Origin of the sequence: Oceanobacillus sp. FSL W7-1309 (assembly GCF_038002145.1) — a bacterium.
GTDB lineage: Bacteria > Bacillota > Bacilli > Bacillales > Amphibacillaceae > Oceanobacillus > Oceanobacillus profundus.
The window spans coordinates 2,457,328-2,474,927 of record NZ_JBBOBX010000001.1 but is presented as its reverse complement, the minus strand read 5'-3'; the positions used below and the strand labels follow the sequence as shown (position 1 = coordinate 2,474,927).

The following is a 17,600-nucleotide window of genomic DNA, read 5'->3' as shown; positions in this document are numbered from 1 at the left end:
ATGTTTCTTCTATTATATAATTTTTAGATTATAAAAACAAGAGATATAGATGCTTAATCAATTTTTTAACCGACCATACCTAAAGGAGTGGTCGGTTAAAAAATTTGTAAACCTGCTGAAGCCAGTATCATAGAACCCGTACATACAGATGTCGTCCATTTTGTCGTTTTATCTACTTCCTTGATCCATCTCAATACTTTCTCGTTTTTCATTTCCTTAACAAACGCTATCGTTGAACCCGGTATTATTAAAACATCTGCACTTTTCATATCATCGATGCTATATTTCACATTCAGATCGATAAACCCAGAATCAGCCTTTATTTCACCTGTTTTTTCAGCAACAAAGTATACTTCTGCATCCGGCATGTTCCTTAAAACTTCATACGGGCCAATGGCATCAAGCATTGTTATTCCATTATATAAATAGATAATTATTTTCATATCTTCCTCCATTTTTTTAGCTTCGCTACGAAAATACATTTTGCCTTCCCGCTTCTGCAGAATAAACCTTGAAATGTTTTCTCTGAAACCAACATATTAACTTTTACGTTTCAAAGATATTACCATATTAGTTTTACGATCATAGAAATTATAAAAATACGTTATAATTCCCAATAAAAATATAATTATATTCGTTCTGTTTATGTACTTTTGCATCTTCTCCTTCTCCAGCCTATTCATCAATGAACACCTAGAAATTTTGTCTTCAATTCTACTTCTTTTATTTCTTCATCAAAGTAAACCTTATAAGCTTTGGCATTGGGTCTTGAACTAACGATTTCACTTAATTTTTGGTCAATATAATGAAGTGCAACCCCATCATCAGTAGCAATACCAGGTTTTATTTTACTTTTAGCTACAAGATTTTGATAAGCAGGTCTTCTATTTAATTCTCCATCATAATGCGGGCAATTGCTGCCCTTTAGGAAACCTAGACAAGTTAATGGCTCAAGACCATCCCCAAATGAATCCGTAACCCCTTCTTCAAACCAACAAATTGAACCAGCACTAATTCCAGCTAATACAACACCTTGTTCCCAAGCCCTTCTTAATATCGTATCTAATCCCCACTCTTTCCATAAAATCAGTAAATTTTTGGTGTTACCGCCACCAACATAAATTATATCGTTCTCTAATATAAAGCTTTCCAGGTCTCTTGTTTGCGGTTTAAACAATGAAAGGTGTGATGGTATACATATTTGTTTATTAAAGAAGTTATAATACCTTGATATATAGTTATCCGAGTCTCCACTTGCAGTAGGAATGAAGCAAATCTTTGGATTTATCTTGCCTGATTGCTGAAGCACATATAAATCTAACAATGGATTTTCTGGCTCCATTGAGAACCCACCGCCACCAAGAGCGATCACTTGTCTCATCTGTTTAATTCCCTCCATTCTTTAGGCTTATTTGATTCAGCTCACCTTTTGGCACAATAGTAATGAAGTTTTAGAAACGACAACTCTTTCGTAAGAACACTAATTAATAAAAATTGTTACGCCTTATTAGCAACAGCTTCAAATGTAATTATTTGACTTGATTTAGTTGGATGTTGCCCATACTTATAATCAGCTGATATTATTATATCTTCGAACCCAATTTGTTCCAGAAGTAGTTTAAATTCTTCAATTCCATACCAACGAACTGGAAATCGTTCTAGTTCTGTTTGTAGAAGTTCACCATTACTCCATTTTTCGTACCGATGATGCGATATTGAATATTGGTTTATATAATCAACTTCAACTACTTTATGTTCTAATGTGATAATATAACCATTTTTAGATTCCCAAGTTCTTGTTGAGACTTTGTCAATCTCCAAATCAGTTTGCAAAAAGATATCTAAGATTAGCCTGCCTCCATTAGAAAGATGATTATAAAAATTTTTTAATGCTTGTATTGAATCTTCTCTTCTATGCAATAGCAGAAATGTTCCAGTTGGCACAATAATGGCTTCATACTGTGCATCTAATGAAACTGACTCCATTTCCCCTTTAAATAGTTTTTTAGGGATTACCCCTCTTTTTTCACAGTTAGTACGACATATTTTTAGCATTTCTTCAGAAACATCAAAGCCATCAACATACAACCCCTTTTCTAAAAGTGGAATAAGAATTCTACCAGTCCCTACACCTGGTTCAAGTATGCTGCCCTTACAAGCAGCTAATCTATCGCTATAAAATTCTACATCTCCAAATGAAAGACCTATATATTTGTCTATATCGTAAACTTCTGAAGAAATTTTATTATAGTAACCCAGCATATACTTTTCTCCTTTACTTTTAGCATTTTTAGACTTTACTATTTACTTTCAACTTAAATGTTGAAAGTTTGTCAAACTTAAAATACATTTTTTGTGATAATCTTAATCTATTATCTAAAGTGATCCTATAGGCCGATCAATTAACCATATATTATTTCAAGGAGTTGATATGAATTGATATGGACGACTATTCTCGTTATCGTGATTGGTGCAATTTTAAAATTTTTAACATGTCCCCCAAGTGCACTTGTTGGATGGTTTTTAAGTAAATTCGAACTTCACCCAAAACTTGATTCAAAAGATATTACTGTATCAATTAACGGAAAAGACTTACATATTGAAGAAAAAGATAGATTTACTGACTATTTTAATGAAGCTCTGTTCTTAAATCGTAATCCGATATTCCAAGGAAATGAGAAACTGTTTCTAAATCCAGAAACAGATGTTATTCCATTTGTCATCAACATAAAAGGCAGAAACAAAGAAATGAATTTCTTTGTTTATTGTGACGGTAACGATGACCATATTTTAGTAGTTAAACAACGGAAGAAGAAAGTTGCTTCCTATAATCTTAGATCTGATTATTTACAAAGATTTACTACTTCATACAATAGAATTGAAACAGCTTAAATTTTATTTCTTTGATCTCACCTTGTCTTATTAAATTTTCTATTAAGGACGTAATTGCAAATCTTTATAAACCAAATCCAGTTTATCATATTTTCAAAATATTTATTATCATAAAAATTCCCGGGCTCTTAACAAAAGCCCGGGATTTTATTGGATATGAACACGAAATAGGAAGTGTAATTGAACTAATATAATATTTTGGTTGATGTTTGAACTAATCCCTCGTTAAAATAACTCCTGCAAAATTCCCACCTAATACTTGTTTCTCATTTTGATTCATACATTTGAAAGTTGCCATAATCGACATTCTCTTCGTATCTTTCTTTTCTAGCTTTTCAATCGTTACCGCACAACTTATTGTATCTCCTGTAAAAACAGGTCTGAAAAATTCAAAATTCATGGTGCGAGCCAGTACGTTGTAATCTCCACCAATTTTTGTTGGTAATGTAGCAGTTAGCAGTCCTTGAACGACAAGTCTTCCTAACTCATCGGGATTCGTATGGTGTTTCCCTTCGTCCATCGATATTTTTGTAAATAGTTCAACCTCTTCCTTTGTAAATGTCCGTTCAAATTGAATAATATCTCCAATTTTTAAATTCAATAAAATTCCTCCTAAGTGATTATTTAACAGAAAAATCTGAAAAATATTTTAAATAAAAACCTTAGCTCACCAATCTTTCGGCTTGCTATTCTTATCGATCCATTTCTTTTGCGGAGCCGTATAGGGAGCTGTAGCAATTAAATAATTGTTATGCCAGCTTGCTGCTCCGGATCGAATCATTTCATCTATCAGAACTGGGATAAATTCTTCTGCTTGAAGCTTGAAACTGTAGCGAGCAAAATCTTGAAACCAACCACAATTTAATAAGTAATTATCAACCTCACCTTTTTGCAATCCATTTTCCATCATTAATGTAAATGCAAAGATCCTTTTACAAGCATGCCAAGAAACTTTCTCTGGATCTTTGAGCCACTTTTCAAGTCGTCTCCTTGCTGTATTAATCGAATGAATAGGGTCCTTTATTTGTGGCCCATGCCCGGAATATGCCTGCCTAATATTAAGCTTGGCCACCCGCTCTACACTTTCTAAAGAGCGCTGAATGGATGAAACACCCTCCCTAAAGATGTTCAACCAGCCGACATCATTACTGTGAAAAAGATCCCCACAAATGAATACCTATTCTTCAGGTTCATATAAAGAAATATGTCCCAGCGTGTGTCCTGGTGTATGCAAGACTTTAAAACTTCTGTTTCCTGTACGAATTTCATCGTTATCAGAAAGCTGCAAATCAACTTCGTAAGGTTCTACAGGCTGCTCTAACCATCCAGCACTGCAAGCCTCTGTATCACGAGTATTAATTAAAATTGCTTCCCATTTATGGGCAGCAATTTTCACTCCAAATTTTCTTTGGAGGTGAGAATTTCCTCCTACATGATCACTATGATAATGCGTGTTCACAATCAAATGTAATCCTTCTGGGGAAATGCCTGCATCTTTAATGATTTGCTCTGTTTCTTTTGCCTCACTTCCAAATCCTGTATCAACAAGGATTGGAAATTGATCCTTGATAAGAATCATATTTGCACTTGGGAATTTTCGCTCATAGAAAATAATTTTAGGATGTTTCATAAATTCATCCTCCTGAAATTTAGGTGATGTATAAAGATTCTCCTCATTTTAAATAAGACATATACTCAAATGCTGTTATTCCATATACACTTTTAAAGTGCTTGTTTAAATGCGTTAGATCTACAAAACCACATTCAGCTACTGCCGCATAAATATCTCGTTTTTCATCTATTAACTGCTTAGCACGTTCAATCTTGTAATTCAGAAAGTATTGGTATGGCGTAATTCCAGTATGAGATTTGAACAACCTGATAAACTGAAATTTTGATAGATTTAACTCACTACTAATCGCTTCCAATTTAAGGACTTTTCCCAAGTCCGAATGAAGTATCTCTTTCGCCTTTTTTATTAATTTATGATCTTTCTTAAAATCTGCCGAGAGATCTGTTTGTATTAGACTATCTGTGAGGGAGTAGAATAATTCACTGCACAACGCCTCATCTTTTCCGCTGGATATTGCATTGGCTAGATTTAAGACGCTTTGTTCAAGTTTAAAATCATACACAATGGGAGTCCGGAACAATACGATCTCTTTTTTTCCAGTTACCTCTAAGAGCAATTGTGGATTAATATATAACATGACATAATCAAGACCATTCTCATCATGTGCCATTCCGTCATGTACTTGTTCGGGATTAAAAAGCATAACACCATTCGGATATGATAACTGTAAGCTGCCATCTAAATGATATTGTTGGATGCCACGCAATGTAACACCGATTGCATATTCTTGATGAGCGTGCTTTTTATACTTAAACTCTGTGAAACTAGCTGACAACGCCATGATTCCTGCTGCTTTTTTATATATAAATTTATCCACTTGACTCACCTCTTGTACGCTGTCCTATATCCAGATCATGACTGTAGCATAAACTAGACTTAATGCCATGATTACATGAACAACCTTATTATGCTTTTGTAGAAACTTCTTGAAGATTGCACCGAAAAGAACCCATATAATAAATGCTAATAAACCTATGATCGTTATAACTATAACACTTATCGTTACCGCTGGCATGTCGTTATAATATGGCAAAATAAAGCTGGGAATGACAGTCATTGTAAATAGTACTACTTTTGGATTTAAAAATTGCATCAGAAAACCAGTAGTAAAGGTTCCTGTTTTATTGTCCTTTGTTTCGGATGTATCCATTTTATAAATTTGGTAAGAAAGATATAACATATAAACAGTTCCGATAATCTGCATACCAATTAAAATTTTTGGTATGACCGTTATCAATACCGTATTCAACATAGCTGAAATTCCTAGTAACAATCCAAAAGCAATCGTTGCTCCATACGTATACTCCATTGCTTTTTTGGATCCGTAATTATGTACGGTGGATAAGATGACGATATTCGTAGGCCCTGGGGTCACCGTCACAATAAAGCAGTATATAATAAAAGATGTAATATCCATGATGAAAACTCCTTTTCAAGTGTGTAGTTTTCATATAAATATACATCTAAAGGTTTTATTGGATATAGTATATTATTGCAGGACTATGTTACAAAGTGGAAACTCTTCTGATACACTTGCATTAAAATGTAGACGAGGATTTTCTGATAAAGAAAGGAGAAACACGTTCCTTTTAAATAAGAACATGTTTCTCCTTTCTGGCATTCTGCTCTGCAAGTTCGTTTTTCATTATCGAAAATCCATTTTCGACATACAAAATTGACTTTTGCTACCTGTAAAACCTAGACCCTCAGTGAGCCACGGAATCCCCTTGCACCATAGTAAGAATCTGCACCATTATGATAAACAAAGACAGTGTCGTAACGGCGATCACAAAATAGAGCTCCGCCAAGTTTTCTAATGTTAGCAGGGGTTTGCACCCAACTCGATGTTTTCTTATCGACATCTTCAAGTTTCTGCAGCTCGCGATATTGTTCTTCTGTTAAAAGTTCAATTCCCATGACTGTTGCCATATCCATAGCACTATTTTCTGGTTTGTGCTTTTTCCTAGCCTCCAGTGCCTCACGGTCATAGCAAACACTCCTGCGACCTTTTGGACTTTCCGCTGAACAATCATAAAAAATATACTCATCCGTCTCTTTAACATAACCAACAACATCTGGTTCACCACTGCTTTTTTCCATTTCATTTAGAGACCAAAGCTTTTGGGGATTGGCATCCAGCTTTGCTTGGACATCCTCCCATTCAATCCCTTGATGGCGATGCATGTTTTTCTCAAAACGAGCTTTCAATACGTTGAGTAGTTCTTCACGCTCTTCTGAAGCTATGTCCTTGTTAACGCTGTTTGTATTTTTCTGTGTCATATGTTTCCTCCTAATAGATAGATTCAGTTTACAAATCTATTCTTGTACATTAATTAATGTAATTCATCATTTAGCATCATTGTATCAAACTTTTTATAAATTAGGACCTCTAATTATTTTCATTAGAAACCCTAACTTGTCCTATCTGGATTCCTCTTTTATAGCATTTCTTAATTCAACTGTCCTTATTATCTTTTGACTGTAAAAAGACGAGATTTCTTCTATTAGTTTTTCAATTGTATAGTTTCCATTTCCATTTTTGAAAATATCTATATTAGCATATATTAATTTCAAAAATGCTTTGGCATCTTCCTCTGTTAGATTCTCCACCGCATTTAACGTATCTGTTGTATCTTTCAATTTAAGCCCTCCTAAGTCTCTTAATACACTCAGAAAAGATTTAATTCATATTTTCTTTTAATTTGACCAAGTTATACCAACGCACTCCACCATGCTTTGATTCCGAAACACCATGGTTAGCAAATCCAAGTTTTTCATAAAAAGAAACTAATTCCTGTTTACAGGTTAATGTGATTCCCTCCCTATCATTTTCTTTTACAACCTCTTCCATTTTCTCCATTAATATCTTTGCTATTCCTTGATTCCTTGCATGTTTGGACACCGCTAATCCTAAGATACTCTGATATCCGCCTTTTGTCTGATTTTCCTTAATTTGCTCAAAAAGGTCATCGGTTATATACGGTTGGTGAATAATCGGACCATTAATATAACCAAGTAGCTCTCCTTCTTTTTCCGCCACAATAAACGTATCGGGTATCAGTTGAATCCTCTCGATAAATGCTTTTTTTGTAGCAGCCTCTTCTTTTGAAAAGCCTTCATTCTCAATCTGTAACAGCTGCTCTAAATCTGTCGTTCGCACATTTCTTAATGATATCATCTTGCCTTTAACCTCTTTCCTAACTAGGTACAATAGTTGCTCTGTTAGTAACTTTTCTGGCTTAATATGGGTCGTTTTTCATATAGCTTATCAGGAAACCTCTATCCTCAGGAAAAGATAAATCGATTTTCTTTAAATCGTCTATGTTTTTCCAAGCAATATCATAAATTAAATTATCTGGATCTTGGATTTTTCTTTTCCCGCCAACAATTCTCACTAAAAAGTAATGGACCTCAAACGAAATGTTATTTTCATTATAGCAGCCCTTTTTCTGGTTTATTTCATCCACTACTATCGCTACGTCTATTTATTATTAACCATCTTCATCTATTTCCCAAGTTACGAGAAAGCTTCCTTTGACATCATCCCCCGTTACAACCATACTGTAAACACCAGAATCCTGAACCTCTAATTTCACCTTCTTCTCACTAACTTCTGTCATTCCGATTACATTATTTTTCCCACTCAGGAAATGAAATCCATGTCCACCCCCATTTGTATTTTTAAAATCATGAAAAACGGTAATGGCTTGACCTTCCTTTACATGAAATGGTATTTCATGTTTTCCATTAAAATATTCAAATGTTGCTATATATGTATGATCACTTCTTACCTCAACCCACTGTTCCTTTTCCGTAAAGTCAAAATTCATTAGCATGGTAACAAATAAAGGCGCTATGATCACTGCATATTTAAACGATTGAAAACGGAAAGAATTATAAGCCCCAACATAAAATATGATTGAGCACAACGCTCCGACTGTTCCAGCAATGAGCATTATGACATTTATCTCACGTACGATGAAAAAAGCATAACCTGCAACGACATAGAGCAAGATTTTTACAGAAAAGTGTTTCTTGGAAATCTTATATGTAAGTAAATCAATAATTATGGAACACAAAATGCCGTACACGTAAACAACGAACCATAGAAATCCATGAGATATTTCTTCAACAAACTCATACAAATCAAAACCAGTTGAAATTAATAGATAACCAGACATTACGAGATATAAAAATCCAGCACCTGCTAGCTTTGTAGTCAGGTATAGAAATGCTTTTATTAGGTTTTGTTTAAGCAATATTAGAACACCTCCTCTGCAAAAAAACACCTTCATGATGTGAATCTAATGAAGCTAAGCCTATAAACTATAAAGATATTCTATTTCTTTAAAGACTTAAAATACTCATCTACTTCATTAAGGACATAACCCTCTCCATTTAAAAGTAGTTGAAGCACTACCGCTTGATGATAGCCCACAATAAATACCTTTTCTATCTAAGTGCATACATCCAATGTTAGTTATCTTATCTGTTTGAATAATACGAGACATAATAAAATCTAAATTAGATTTTGGAACCTTTTTACCACTATCTTTATTAAAAATATAAAACTTCATGATGACCTCCTAAGGATTCATGATAATTCTATATTGTTGTTTAGAGACAAATTTCTAAGATGATTTTATCGAGTAAACTGCTTGTTCAGCACCAAACCTGATAACCTTGTATTCTAATTGCATTCCTAATTTTTCTAAGAGCTTGCAAGAACTTTTATTAGCTGATTGTGTTTCAGCAACTATCTTTTTTAGTTTTAAATCATTTAGTGCGAAACGAATAATCAATTGTACTGCTTCTTTCCCATATCCCTTCCCCCACCAATTTGGCAATAGTTGATATGAAATTTCATGAAGTATACCATCATGATGCAAACCTAAAGAAACTAAGCCAATAAATTTATCTTTTTGTTTTTCTCTAACCACCCAGTAAAAAGCATTGTCAGGAGGATTCAGCATACTATTTAACGCCCCTGAAATTGATACTTCATCCCGTATTCCACCGAGGTATTTTCTTACATCCTCATTCAAAAATAGTTTTTTCACATCGGCATGATCTGTTTTCTTAAAGACATTCATACTACATCTCTCCGTTTCAAACAAATCTATTCACTCCTCCGACTATTTAATTACACATACTATGACTCTAAAAATCTCACTTCTATATTTACTGTCGTTTTTGTTTAAAATAATCCTGTAAAAACCTTACGCTTATTTTATCATAATTATTTGGAAATTAATCTCAAATTAAGACTTCAAATACATCCATTTTGTTGTCCTGAAACCACAAAAATCGCCTTACCACCTAATCTGGCAAGGCAATCGGCTATATAATCTTTTTCCATATATCTTGATTGAACTGAAGTTTCAGTTTGCTATTACGATACAAACTAGGTTGGTTTTCGATTAACATTACCCGTGTTACATACTTTTTTATTCTTGGCATTACATAGTTAAGTCTCGCTTTATCTCTTCCTAGATAATCGAATGAATAAAATGCAACTAAATCAATAGTTTGATCCGTATTCATAAGATATTTAATTAATTCATTTAAGCCAGTACGCATGCGGTTTTGATAGCCAAGGTCTGAAAATTTCTTAACTACTTCAAAATTTTTTTCATGCAAGTGCTTTATAATATCATCCTCTATTTCAGCAACATCACAATTTTCTTCCATAATTCTTTGAGAGTACAATATCGCCTTTTTATAATTATGACTAGACATTGTATACCATCGATCCTTTATTAATCAATTTAGATATAAGTAATTTCCAATTTGATTAATAAATATACGGAATCGATGATTTTAATTATGGTAATCGCTACTACCCACCTATAACTTTAATCCCAATATAAACAGCCATCCCCCATATAATAAATGCTGATACTTGATTGAATCGCTTCACCAATTTGCCAGTTGAATCAACCTTTCCAAAAAGTCTCCCTGCAGTTGCCAATCCGAAGAACCAAATCCAAGAAACACCAATACAAGATATTGTAAAAATCATCAAATCATATCCATTATAAGACAATGAACTGGGTCCAATCACTCCTATGATATCAATAATAGCGTGAGGATTAAGTAATGAAACGGAGGCTGCAAATGTAATCTGGCGCTTAGAAGTAAAATATACATGCTTGTTTTGTTTTTCTCCTTTTTCAATATCGCTTTTTAATATAGACCACCCCATATAAACTAGAAAGAAAAACCCAATTATAAATATCAGATTCGTTAGCCACTCAAAACGAAACACAATTATCGATACACCCGTCACCGCTAAAAGTATTAAAATCGTATCACAAATAGCCGCTGTTAAAATGGCTGGTATTGTTCTTAGAAATCTTTCATGTGTAGTTCCTTGATTAAAAATAAATACATTTTGTACCCCAAGAGGTAAAATTAAACCTAAAGCTAATGCTGCTCCATGAATAAACGCTTCAATCATTACTTATCCTCCTTCTGTCTATGAAAACATTCTAAAGAAAGAATAAAGTGAAGTCTCCAACCAATTGGTTGGAAGTAACACCAACCAATCAGTTATAATAAAAGAAAAACAGGAGCCATATGGATATGTATAACCTTGAATGGAAACCAAACGAATCTTCAAAAATTCCTTTATATCAACAAATATACGAATTTATGAAAAAGAAAATTATGAATGGGGAGTGGACATTAGGTACAAAAATCCCCCCACAAAGAAGATTAGCTCATGAGTTTAAAGTGAACCGAAGTACCATTGTTACCGCCCTTGACGAATTGACTGCTGATGGGTTAATTGAATCGAAAGTGGGTAGAGGCACCGTAGTGATTAATAATACGTGGAGTATCATTTCCTCTACTTCACCACCTGATTGGAGAATTTATGTGAAATCAGGTACACATCAACCAAATCAATCAATTATACAAGATATTAATCAAACAGAAATTAGATCTGATATTATCCGTCTCGGAACAGGTGAACTATCACCCGAACTTTTGCCATCTAAGAAGATGAAAAGCGTCTTTCAAAATAATACCGAACAGGCTCTTTCGCTTGGCTATACCGAACCAAAAGGAACTCTGTATTTACGAGAAACGATTTGCAACCATTTGAAAACAAAAGGTATTGAAGTAACTCCACCATCTGTTTTAATTGTTTCTGGTGGACTACAAGCGTTACAGTTAGTCTCTCTAGGTCTATTACATAAAGGTTCTACCATTTTTCATGAAACACCATCTTATTTAACATCTGTCAATGTATTTCAATCTGCTGGAATGAATTTATTCGAAATTCCAATGGATAATGAGGGTGTTAAAACAGATTTATTAGGAAGATTAAAACGACAACATAATGGTACGTTGTTTTATACCATTCCCTCTTTTCACAACCCTACAGGCATTTTAATGTCTAATAATAGAAGAAAACAACTTTTGGATGTTTGTAGTAAAGAAAGGCTACCGATTCTGGAAGATGATGTTTATGGCGATCTTTGGTTTGAGCAACCTATACCAAAGCCACTAAAAGCGCAGGATAAACAAGGACTTGTTTTATACATGGGGAGCATGTCCAAAACATTGAGTCCTGGTTTACGAATTGGCTGGCTTGTCGGACCAGAACCAGTAATAGACCGCTTGTCTGATATTAAAATGCAAACCGATTATGGATCTAGTTCATTATCGCAATTTGCTGTTGCCGAATGGCTTGCAAGCGGCTTGTATGATAAACATATTATTCATATAAGAAAAGAGTTGAAAGTCCGCAGAGATTTAACACTTCATATTCTCGATAAATATTTTTCAGAGGTTGCAACCTGGAATAATCCAGAAGGTGGTTTTTATATTTGGCTCAAATTAAATGTGAAAGGACCTATGGATAAATTGTTTAAGAAGGCTTTGAAGGAAGGTATATTACTAAATCCAGGCAATATCTATGATCGGAATGATTCTTCTCATATTCGAATCTCCTATTCGTATGCGACACCTAAGCAACTTGAAAAAGGGCTAATAAAACTTTCACAACTCATTAAGGAAAATAGGGATTAAGGAATTTAAGGGGGATCATTATCACGTTGAATAAATTATGAAATGCATTATCAAACTAATAAAAAAAGGAGATAAGGGGGCTCACTCTCCTTTTTTGGTTTTCATTATTTCTATAGTATGGTCATTAACTTTATTGAAGCTTTTTTGCCATTATAAAGTCTACCTGTTCCTCATCACCCATATAAAAAGAGTGTGCTCCAGTTTGAACGAACCCCATTCTCTTATAAAAAGCAAGGGCATTTTCATTTTTTTCCCATACACCTAGCCAGATTTTATTTTTATTGCGTTCCATAGCAATCTCGGTAGCTTTATTTAATAGATATTTACCAAGACCATGCTTTTGGAATTCTTTCTTTATATAAATTCGCTCAATTTCAAAAGATGCATCACCCATCTCTTCAGATTGTCCCTCATCGGTATTGACCTTTAAATAACCAGCGATTTTATTATTATAATAAACGAAAAAGAATTCTGAATCAGTATTGGATAATTCTTTCTCTAATTGTTTTATGCTAAATGCACTATCCAAATAGGATTTCATATTTTCAGGTGAATTTTGATGTTTAAATGTGTCATTAAATGTTTCATAACTAATCTCTTGAAGTGTATGTAACTCTTCAGGGGTGCATTTTGTAAAACTTATAGTCACTTTTTATGTCTCCCTTCATAAATCAATAGTTCCGCTTGTTTCCCTTTTTTACAAGTTCCCAGTCTTTTTCTATATTCTTTCTAACTCTTTGAAGTAAATTGAACATGGTATCTGTTTCACTTTCGGATAGTCCCTCTAATGCAATGCTATTTGAATATTCATTTTCTCTTTTAATAAAAGGATAAATGTTAATCCCTTTCTCGGTTGGGAAAAGCCTTTTAATTTTTTTGTTATGATTATCTTTTTCCTTTTGAATAAAGCCATTTAGTTCAAGTTTTTTTATAGCACGAGCTGCCGATGTTCGATCTACTTTTATCATTTCGGCTAACTTTTCTTGAATGATTCCTGGATTTTCACATATTCGTACAAGATACAAATATTGTCCTTTTGTTAGCTCATATTCTTTAAATTCAATATTGCTTATAGAATCTAACGCTCTTGCTATCATTCCAATTTCTCTAAGAATTTCTTTCATAATACGCTCCTTCTCATTTTGTTGCAAATGCAATAAATTGTATGTACTGATTTTATCTTATAATTGTTGTATTTACAACAAAATTATATCTATTATAGCATCTTAAAAATTGTAATCCAACCCTATAATTCTAGAAAAAGATAGTTTAAACTAAACAGACTAAGAAGAATTTTTATTACAATTGGAGTTGAACTTCATGTTAAAGGCAAATGTCATTTTAAAAGAAATTTTACTCTTTATTTTTGGTGTTTTATTTATATTGGGAGTAGCAGGTTTTATAGACTATTTAAGAGATCAGCCGATTAATTGGGGAGAAAGACTTTTTAAATGTATCTTAACTGTAGTTTTTATTCGTCTATTTATGTTGATAGGTAGAATAATAGATAAAAAAAATGACTAAATTAATAGAGGAGTTGGGGAAAGAAAATTTAGAAATATATGAGTACCTAAATAGAGATGCAAGCATAGAGCAAACATCTCTTTTGGATTATTTACCGTACTCTTAAGAATTTCCGAAACAGCTGCTGCAGCTCCTTATTCCCATCTAATAAATATTTCCTATTGGGCTCCTGCAAATCCCTATTGGAATACCTTTATGATTTATTATTTTCTTCAGATTTACAATAGCATTTCCTTGAAAAACTTGTTCCATTATATTTTCTATTGTATCGCTTTCTTGTTTGCTTACTTTTTGCTTCATGAGCAGTTTTTGAAACCATTGACTAATTTCTGCCGGGGAAACATTCCCAGCAATAGAAGAAAGACGATCATATCCATGTAATACTTTTTCTTCTACACCCACTTCTCCACCAGCATAAAAATAAAAATCATTTCTATGGATACCATTTTTTATTCGTTCAACTTTTTCTTTATTGCCAGCATCTTTTATGCCAATCACTAAGTCTACCTTACTTAATTGAATAATACTTTTTTCTGATAAATCAAATCCAGTCCTTTTTGGATTGTTATATAAAATTGTAGGTTTATTACTAAGGTGTATAATCCTCTTTGCATAAACGCATGCTTCTTCTTGTGTAGGTAAAACATACGGCGGATACCCAAGCATGATACCAGATATTTTTGTATGACGAATCTTCTCAGCTAATTCCTCTGCCTCTTTCTGTCTAATTGAAGCCACTCCAAATATAATTTCCATATTACCAATAAGTTCTACTTCCAGTTCTAAAGCATTTATTATTTCAATTTTCTCTTGGAGGCTAAGACTATGCTGTTCTCCAGTACTACCAGAGACAAGAACAGATTTTACTCCTTTTTTAAACAGGTCTCTTATATGGCTGATTGTCCCTTGAATATTTACAGATTCATCTTCAAAAAAAGCTGTTGGCACAGCAATATGGACTTTTTCTGATAGCATTATTTTATCTCCTTTATTCTTTATATCTACAAGATAGTTTAATACCTAATGATTTCATTTCTATAAAAAGAGCAATAATTCCTCTAAATTTAGTCATGGGTATTTGCTATTCAATATATAATTATTATAGAGAGTAGATTTCTTCTTATGGATGAATATTATACTTTATATTCAGTAACCCAATCCCTAACACTAATAGGAATTTATTTTACAACGCCTTGAAAAGGGTTAAGAAGTTCTTACACCTCCTTAATCCTTATTTCTCATTATAGTGTTTAACAAGCTGCACCCCTGTTATTACACTAATAGTAAACAAACATTGCCTACTTAGTAGCATATACATTTACATCTTTCCCACCTAATATAATTTTTTTATCTATTTCCATTCCTAGTTTTATTGCTACTTTTTGAGAAGAAAAATTATTAGGTTGAATCAATGCGATAAATCGTTGTCTGTCAAATTGTTTATTTCCATATTTTAATAATGCCTTAGCTGATTCTGTTGCGTATCCTTTTCCCCAATATTTACGAGATATCCAATAACCAATTTCGATTTCCTTATTACCATCAATTGTTTGTGGAACTAAACCCGCATGTCCAATTAAAGTATTATCTTCTTTATTAACTAAAACCATTAAACCCATATATTCACAAAATTCATATGTATTAGAAATCCAATTTAAAAAGTCCTTACCACCGTTTCTATCCCTTGTTTTTCCGTTTCCAATGTATCTGACTACTTCAGGATCCGACAGCAAGGACATAAGAAATTCAAAATCACCATCATTATAGGGACGAAATACCAGTCTTTCAGAGATAATTGCCAATCTCAAAACCTTCTTTCCATTTTAAAATTCTTCTTAAACAGTCCCACTCCGTTCATATCTATAAAAAAATAATATCATAATAAACAACATTTTAATTGCAAATTTCTGAAATTTGCCAGAAAGAAGAGACCATCGATTGATGATCCCGTTCTATCCATTCTTATCCTAATAAAAAGCTACTGTTTACAACTACATTCATATTCCTTAAATTTATACTCTCTGTACAATCTTAACTCTTTAAGATCACTTGTATCTGATTCATAAATCTTTATTAAGGGAGCTACATCCATTTTTGCAAATTCCTTTATTTGCTTATCTATATCAATGGACAAATCTAAAGGATATTCGTTCATATCTTGATATAGATTATCATGTTCGCAAACATCATATGTCACTGCAATATAATATCGTGCCATCATATCACTCCAAATTCTTAAAATAGCTCTATGTAATAGTTACCTGTTAGTAGAATTAAAAACTACCCGATATATTGAAGAATTAACTGATATAATGCTATGAAAAACCCTAAAAGACTTGCCTTCACTTTAGATGGATGGCTTCTTTTGTTGCGAAACAAGTAAAAGAAAACGACTATAAACCCCAGGGGAATCCACAGCTCAAAAACACCTTCTTCTGTACTGCGATAGAAAACCGGAGCAATGTAAGTGCTAATCAAAAAATATAAGAAGACCGTAAAACGTCTTGTTTCTAATTGCCTGCTCCACCTTACTAAAAAGAAAATAATAATTATTGCGATAATCGTAATGTGTAAAGGGGGGAGAACGATAGCAAAATCACCAAAATTGAATTCCATTCTGCATTGCCTTCCTTTTTTAATCAGTCCAGTTCCATAATAACATAATATTGATTTTTAAATTATCATTAATTGGAATCCTACTTTATATTTCAAAAATGTGTTTCATTTGGTGAAGGGTAGTACTTTAAAGTAACAAAAGCCAAATTTCTCAGTGCGAGAAATCTGGCTTTTGTTATTTGGATTTCCTTAACTTTGTAAACCTGCATTTTCCCGACACTACTCCATCTTCATCTTCAATTCTATTTGTATTTAAGGTCTATGAAAATTGACCGTTTTCTCGTCGTGTCCAGTTCGTTCAAACCAACCTCTGAAGGCCCAATTATCGTAACCTCCATCACCTTCGTTAATGAATGTTCCTTCTTCAAACACCCAGACTCCGAATGTAATGCCATCGTAATTTACCGTATCAAAGAAGTGTACACCTTGCAATTGATTGGAATTATAACCTTGACTCAAATTCATCACCATTACATTATATTGCTGGCCTGCTTCAAAGAATGCTTTTTCCATCGCTCCCTTTACAAAGCCACTTCTATTGTCAGCTGATTTCTTAGCATCTTCAATAGCTTGTCCAATAGCCACAGGATCAACAGTTATTTCTCCACTGACCTCTGCTGCCTCTGCGGAACCTGTAGAACCCCCTAAAGTCGGCAGAGCTAATGGCGTCGCTAACACGGCTATCCCTAATGCAGAAGTTACAACAACTCGTTTCGCTTTTCTCATTCGATCTCCTCCTTTAATTTTTGTTTTACATAGCCCTCTACCCGTTATCTTAAATTTAAAACAAAATAAAGAGGATGATTTAACATTTATATACATCTAGGAAAAACAATGAAAAATAATAACAAAGCCTATATGTAGTAATCGCCGTTTTAAAATCTAAAAGAGCTAGATT

At 33.3% G+C, this 17,600-nt stretch carries 27 protein-coding genes; 3 read left to right on the top strand and 24 right to left on the bottom strand.

Going from position 1 to position 17,600, the window contains the following annotated elements; all coding sequences use genetic code 11:
* Nucleotides 1-95: 95 nt before the first annotated feature.
* The 3 genes from NST46_RS11910 to NST46_RS11900 form a co-directional block, all read right to left on the bottom strand.
* Entirely contained in the window at nucleotides 96-443 is a 348-nt protein-coding gene (locus NST46_RS11910) for a DJ-1/PfpI family protein (protein WP_341137256.1), read from the bottom strand.
* Between the two features lie 239 nt (nucleotides 444-682).
* Entirely contained in the window at nucleotides 683-1,381 is a 699-nt protein-coding gene (locus NST46_RS11905; RefSeq protein ID WP_303447688.1) for a Type 1 glutamine amidotransferase-like domain-containing protein, read from the bottom strand.
* Between the two features lie 116 nt (nucleotides 1,382-1,497).
* Entirely contained in the window at nucleotides 1,498-2,262 is a 765-nt protein-coding gene (locus NST46_RS11900; protein ID WP_340003028.1) for a class I SAM-dependent methyltransferase, read from the bottom strand.
* 174 nt (nucleotides 2,263-2,436) lie between these two features.
* On the opposite strand from NST46_RS11900, the gene NST46_RS11895 reads away from it, so the two are divergent.
* On the top strand, nucleotides 2,437-2,892 hold the full coding sequence (locus NST46_RS11895; protein WP_095312774.1) for a YfmQ family protein: 456 nt from the start codon (nucleotides 2,437-2,439) through the stop codon (nucleotides 2,890-2,892).
* Nucleotides 2,893-3,106: 214 nt separating this feature from the next.
* On the opposite strand, the gene NST46_RS11890 is transcribed toward NST46_RS11895, so the two are convergent.
* From NST46_RS11890 to NST46_RS11825, 14 genes are all read right to left on the bottom strand, one after another.
* The gene (locus tag NST46_RS11890; protein ID WP_095312772.1) at nucleotides 3,107-3,493 is read right to left on the bottom strand and encodes an FAS1-like dehydratase domain-containing protein; all 387 of its coding nucleotides are present in this window, start codon (nucleotides 3,491-3,493) and stop codon (nucleotides 3,107-3,109) included.
* Nucleotides 3,494-3,559: 66 nt separating this feature from the next.
* Entirely contained in the window at nucleotides 3,560-4,024 is a 465-nt protein-coding gene (locus NST46_RS11885; protein WP_251659632.1) for a hypothetical protein, read from the bottom strand.
* A gap of 45 nt (nucleotides 4,025-4,069) precedes the next feature.
* Nucleotides 4,070-4,522: an MBL fold metallo-hydrolase gene (locus tag NST46_RS11880; RefSeq protein ID WP_251659631.1), complete on the bottom strand. Its 453-nt coding sequence runs from the start codon at nucleotides 4,520-4,522 to the stop codon at nucleotides 4,070-4,072.
* 43 nt (nucleotides 4,523-4,565) lie between these two features.
* Nucleotides 4,566-5,342 (bottom strand): AraC family transcriptional regulator, encoded by a 777-nt coding sequence (locus NST46_RS11875; protein ID WP_251659630.1) that lies wholly within the window; start codon nucleotides 5,340-5,342, stop codon nucleotides 4,566-4,568.
* A gap of 24 nt (nucleotides 5,343-5,366) precedes the next feature.
* Nucleotides 5,367-5,942: a LysE family translocator gene (locus NST46_RS11870; RefSeq protein ID WP_303447691.1), complete on the bottom strand. Its 576-nt coding sequence runs from the start codon at nucleotides 5,940-5,942 to the stop codon at nucleotides 5,367-5,369.
* Nucleotides 5,943-6,223: 281 nt separating this feature from the next.
* On the bottom strand, nucleotides 6,224-6,805 hold the full coding sequence (locus NST46_RS11865) for a DUF4256 domain-containing protein (protein ID WP_251659628.1): 582 nt from the start codon (nucleotides 6,803-6,805) through the stop codon (nucleotides 6,224-6,226).
* 141 nt (nucleotides 6,806-6,946) lie between these two features.
* On the bottom strand, nucleotides 6,947-7,165 hold the full coding sequence (locus tag NST46_RS11860; protein ID WP_251659627.1) for a hypothetical protein: 219 nt from the start codon (nucleotides 7,163-7,165) through the stop codon (nucleotides 6,947-6,949).
* A gap of 40 nt (nucleotides 7,166-7,205) precedes the next feature.
* Nucleotides 7,206-7,703, bottom strand: a complete 498-nt coding sequence (locus NST46_RS11855; RefSeq protein ID WP_251659626.1) for a GNAT family N-acetyltransferase — start codon at nucleotides 7,701-7,703, stop codon at nucleotides 7,206-7,208.
* 61 nt (nucleotides 7,704-7,764) lie between these two features.
* On the bottom strand, nucleotides 7,765-7,992 hold the full coding sequence (locus NST46_RS11850; protein ID WP_095312754.1) for a hypothetical protein: 228 nt from the start codon (nucleotides 7,990-7,992) through the stop codon (nucleotides 7,765-7,767).
* Nucleotides 7,993-8,016: 24 nt separating this feature from the next.
* Nucleotides 8,017-8,784: a hypothetical protein gene (locus NST46_RS11845; RefSeq protein ID WP_251659624.1), complete on the bottom strand. Its 768-nt coding sequence runs from the start codon at nucleotides 8,782-8,784 to the stop codon at nucleotides 8,017-8,019.
* 117 nt (nucleotides 8,785-8,901) lie between these two features.
* Nucleotides 8,902-9,102 (bottom strand): hypothetical protein, encoded by a 201-nt coding sequence (locus tag NST46_RS11840; protein WP_341137255.1) that lies wholly within the window; start codon nucleotides 9,100-9,102, stop codon nucleotides 8,902-8,904.
* A 54-nt stretch (nucleotides 9,103-9,156) separates the two neighbouring features.
* A complete protein-coding gene (locus tag NST46_RS11835) occupies nucleotides 9,157-9,642 on the bottom strand; it encodes a GNAT family N-acetyltransferase (RefSeq protein ID WP_341137254.1) in 486 nt (161 codons plus the stop codon).
* A 223-nt stretch (nucleotides 9,643-9,865) separates the two neighbouring features.
* Entirely contained in the window at nucleotides 9,866-10,216 is a 351-nt protein-coding gene (locus NST46_RS11830; protein ID WP_341137253.1) for a recombinase family protein, read from the bottom strand.
* Between the two features lie 148 nt (nucleotides 10,217-10,364).
* Entirely contained in the window at nucleotides 10,365-10,982 is a 618-nt protein-coding gene (locus tag NST46_RS11825; RefSeq protein ID WP_341137333.1) for a LysE/ArgO family amino acid transporter, read from the bottom strand.
* 128 nt (nucleotides 10,983-11,110) lie between these two features.
* Here NST46_RS11825 and pdxR point away from each other — a divergent pair, with 128 nt between their 5' ends.
* On the top strand, nucleotides 11,111-12,562 hold the full coding sequence (gene pdxR / locus NST46_RS11820; RefSeq protein ID WP_341137252.1) for a MocR-like pyridoxine biosynthesis transcription factor PdxR: 1,452 nt from the start codon (nucleotides 11,111-11,113) through the stop codon (nucleotides 12,560-12,562).
* A gap of 130 nt (nucleotides 12,563-12,692) precedes the next feature.
* Here the strand turns inward: pdxR and NST46_RS11815 are convergent, their stop codons facing one another.
* Together NST46_RS11815 and NST46_RS11810 are read right to left on the bottom strand one after the other, a co-directional pair.
* On the bottom strand, nucleotides 12,693-13,211 hold the full coding sequence (locus NST46_RS11815; protein WP_303447699.1) for a GNAT family N-acetyltransferase: 519 nt from the start codon (nucleotides 13,209-13,211) through the stop codon (nucleotides 12,693-12,695).
* A 22-nt stretch (nucleotides 13,212-13,233) separates the two neighbouring features.
* A complete protein-coding gene (locus NST46_RS11810; protein ID WP_095312744.1) occupies nucleotides 13,234-13,686 on the bottom strand; it encodes a MarR family winged helix-turn-helix transcriptional regulator in 453 nt (150 codons plus the stop codon).
* A 196-nt stretch (nucleotides 13,687-13,882) separates the two neighbouring features.
* On the opposite strand from NST46_RS11810, the gene NST46_RS11805 reads away from it, so the two are divergent.
* A complete protein-coding gene (locus NST46_RS11805) occupies nucleotides 13,883-14,086 on the top strand; it encodes a hypothetical protein (protein ID WP_341137251.1) in 204 nt (67 codons plus the stop codon).
* A gap of 144 nt (nucleotides 14,087-14,230) precedes the next feature.
* On the opposite strand, the gene NST46_RS11800 is transcribed toward NST46_RS11805, so the two are convergent.
* The 5 genes from NST46_RS11800 to NST46_RS11780 form a co-directional block, all read right to left on the bottom strand.
* On the bottom strand, nucleotides 14,231-15,061 hold the full coding sequence (locus NST46_RS11800) for a dihydrodipicolinate synthase family protein (RefSeq protein WP_341137250.1): 831 nt from the start codon (nucleotides 15,059-15,061) through the stop codon (nucleotides 14,231-14,233).
* Between the two features lie 323 nt (nucleotides 15,062-15,384).
* Nucleotides 15,385-15,888, bottom strand: a complete 504-nt coding sequence (locus NST46_RS11795) for a GNAT family N-acetyltransferase (RefSeq protein ID WP_341137249.1) — start codon at nucleotides 15,886-15,888, stop codon at nucleotides 15,385-15,387.
* Between the two features lie 176 nt (nucleotides 15,889-16,064).
* The gene (locus tag NST46_RS11790) at nucleotides 16,065-16,304 is read right to left on the bottom strand and encodes a hypothetical protein (RefSeq protein WP_341137248.1); all 240 of its coding nucleotides are present in this window, start codon (nucleotides 16,302-16,304) and stop codon (nucleotides 16,065-16,067) included.
* Nucleotides 16,305-16,366: 62 nt separating this feature from the next.
* Nucleotides 16,367-16,702, bottom strand: coding sequence for a hypothetical protein (locus tag NST46_RS11785; RefSeq protein ID WP_341137247.1), 336 nt, complete (start codon nucleotides 16,700-16,702; stop codon nucleotides 16,367-16,369).
* A 252-nt stretch (nucleotides 16,703-16,954) separates the two neighbouring features.
* Nucleotides 16,955-17,428, bottom strand: coding sequence for a stress protein (locus NST46_RS11780; RefSeq protein ID WP_341137246.1), 474 nt, complete (start codon nucleotides 17,426-17,428; stop codon nucleotides 16,955-16,957).
* Between the last annotated feature and the right edge of the window lie 172 nt (nucleotides 17,429-17,600).

Coding starts and splice junctions, on each gene's coding strand:
- NST46_RS11870 (WP_303447691.1), bottom strand. CDS start 5,942: ATGGATATTACATCTTTTATTATATACTGCTTTATTGTGACGGTGACC.
- NST46_RS11910 (WP_341137256.1), bottom strand. CDS start 443: ATGAAAATAATTATCTATTTATATAATGGAATAACAATGCTTGATGCC.
- NST46_RS11865 (WP_251659628.1), bottom strand. CDS start 6,805: ATGACACAGAAAAATACAAACAGCGTTAACAAGGACATAGCTTCAGAA.
- NST46_RS11880 (WP_251659631.1), bottom strand. CDS start 4,522: ATGAAACATCCTAAAATTATTTTCTATGAGCGAAAATTCCCAAGTGCA.
- NST46_RS11800 (WP_341137250.1), bottom strand. CDS start 15,061: ATGCTATCAGAAAAAGTCCATATTGCTGTGCCAACAGCTTTTTTTGAA.
- NST46_RS11855 (WP_251659626.1), bottom strand. CDS start 7,703: ATGATATCATTAAGAAATGTGCGAACGACAGATTTAGAGCAGCTGTTA.
- NST46_RS11785 (WP_341137247.1), bottom strand. CDS start 16,702: ATGGAATTCAATTTTGGTGATTTTGCTATCGTTCTCCCCCCTTTACAC.
- NST46_RS11810 (WP_095312744.1), bottom strand. CDS start 13,686: ATGAAAGAAATTCTTAGAGAAATTGGAATGATAGCAAGAGCGTTAGAT.
- NST46_RS11830 (WP_341137253.1), bottom strand. CDS start 10,216: ATGGAAGAAAATTGTGATGTTGCTGAAATAGAGGATGATATTATAAAG.
- NST46_RS11900 (WP_340003028.1), bottom strand. CDS start 2,262: ATGCTGGGTTACTATAATAAAATTTCTTCAGAAGTTTACGATATAGAC.
- NST46_RS11780 (WP_341137246.1), bottom strand. CDS start 17,428: ATGAGAAAAGCGAAACGAGTTGTTGTAACTTCTGCATTAGGGATAGCC.
- pdxR (WP_341137252.1), top strand. CDS start 11,111: ATGTATAACCTTGAATGGAAACCAAACGAATCTTCAAAAATTCCTTTA.
- NST46_RS11790 (WP_341137248.1), bottom strand. CDS start 16,304: ATGGCACGATATTATATTGCAGTGACATATGATGTTTGCGAACATGAT.
- NST46_RS11905 (WP_303447688.1), bottom strand. CDS start 1,381: ATGAGACAAGTGATCGCTCTTGGTGGCGGTGGGTTCTCAATGGAGCCA.
- NST46_RS11840 (WP_341137255.1), bottom strand. CDS start 9,102: ATGAAGTTTTATATTTTTAATAAAGATAGTGGTAAAAAGGTTCCAAAA.
- NST46_RS11805 (WP_341137251.1), top strand. CDS start 13,883: ATGTTAAAGGCAAATGTCATTTTAAAAGAAATTTTACTCTTTATTTTT.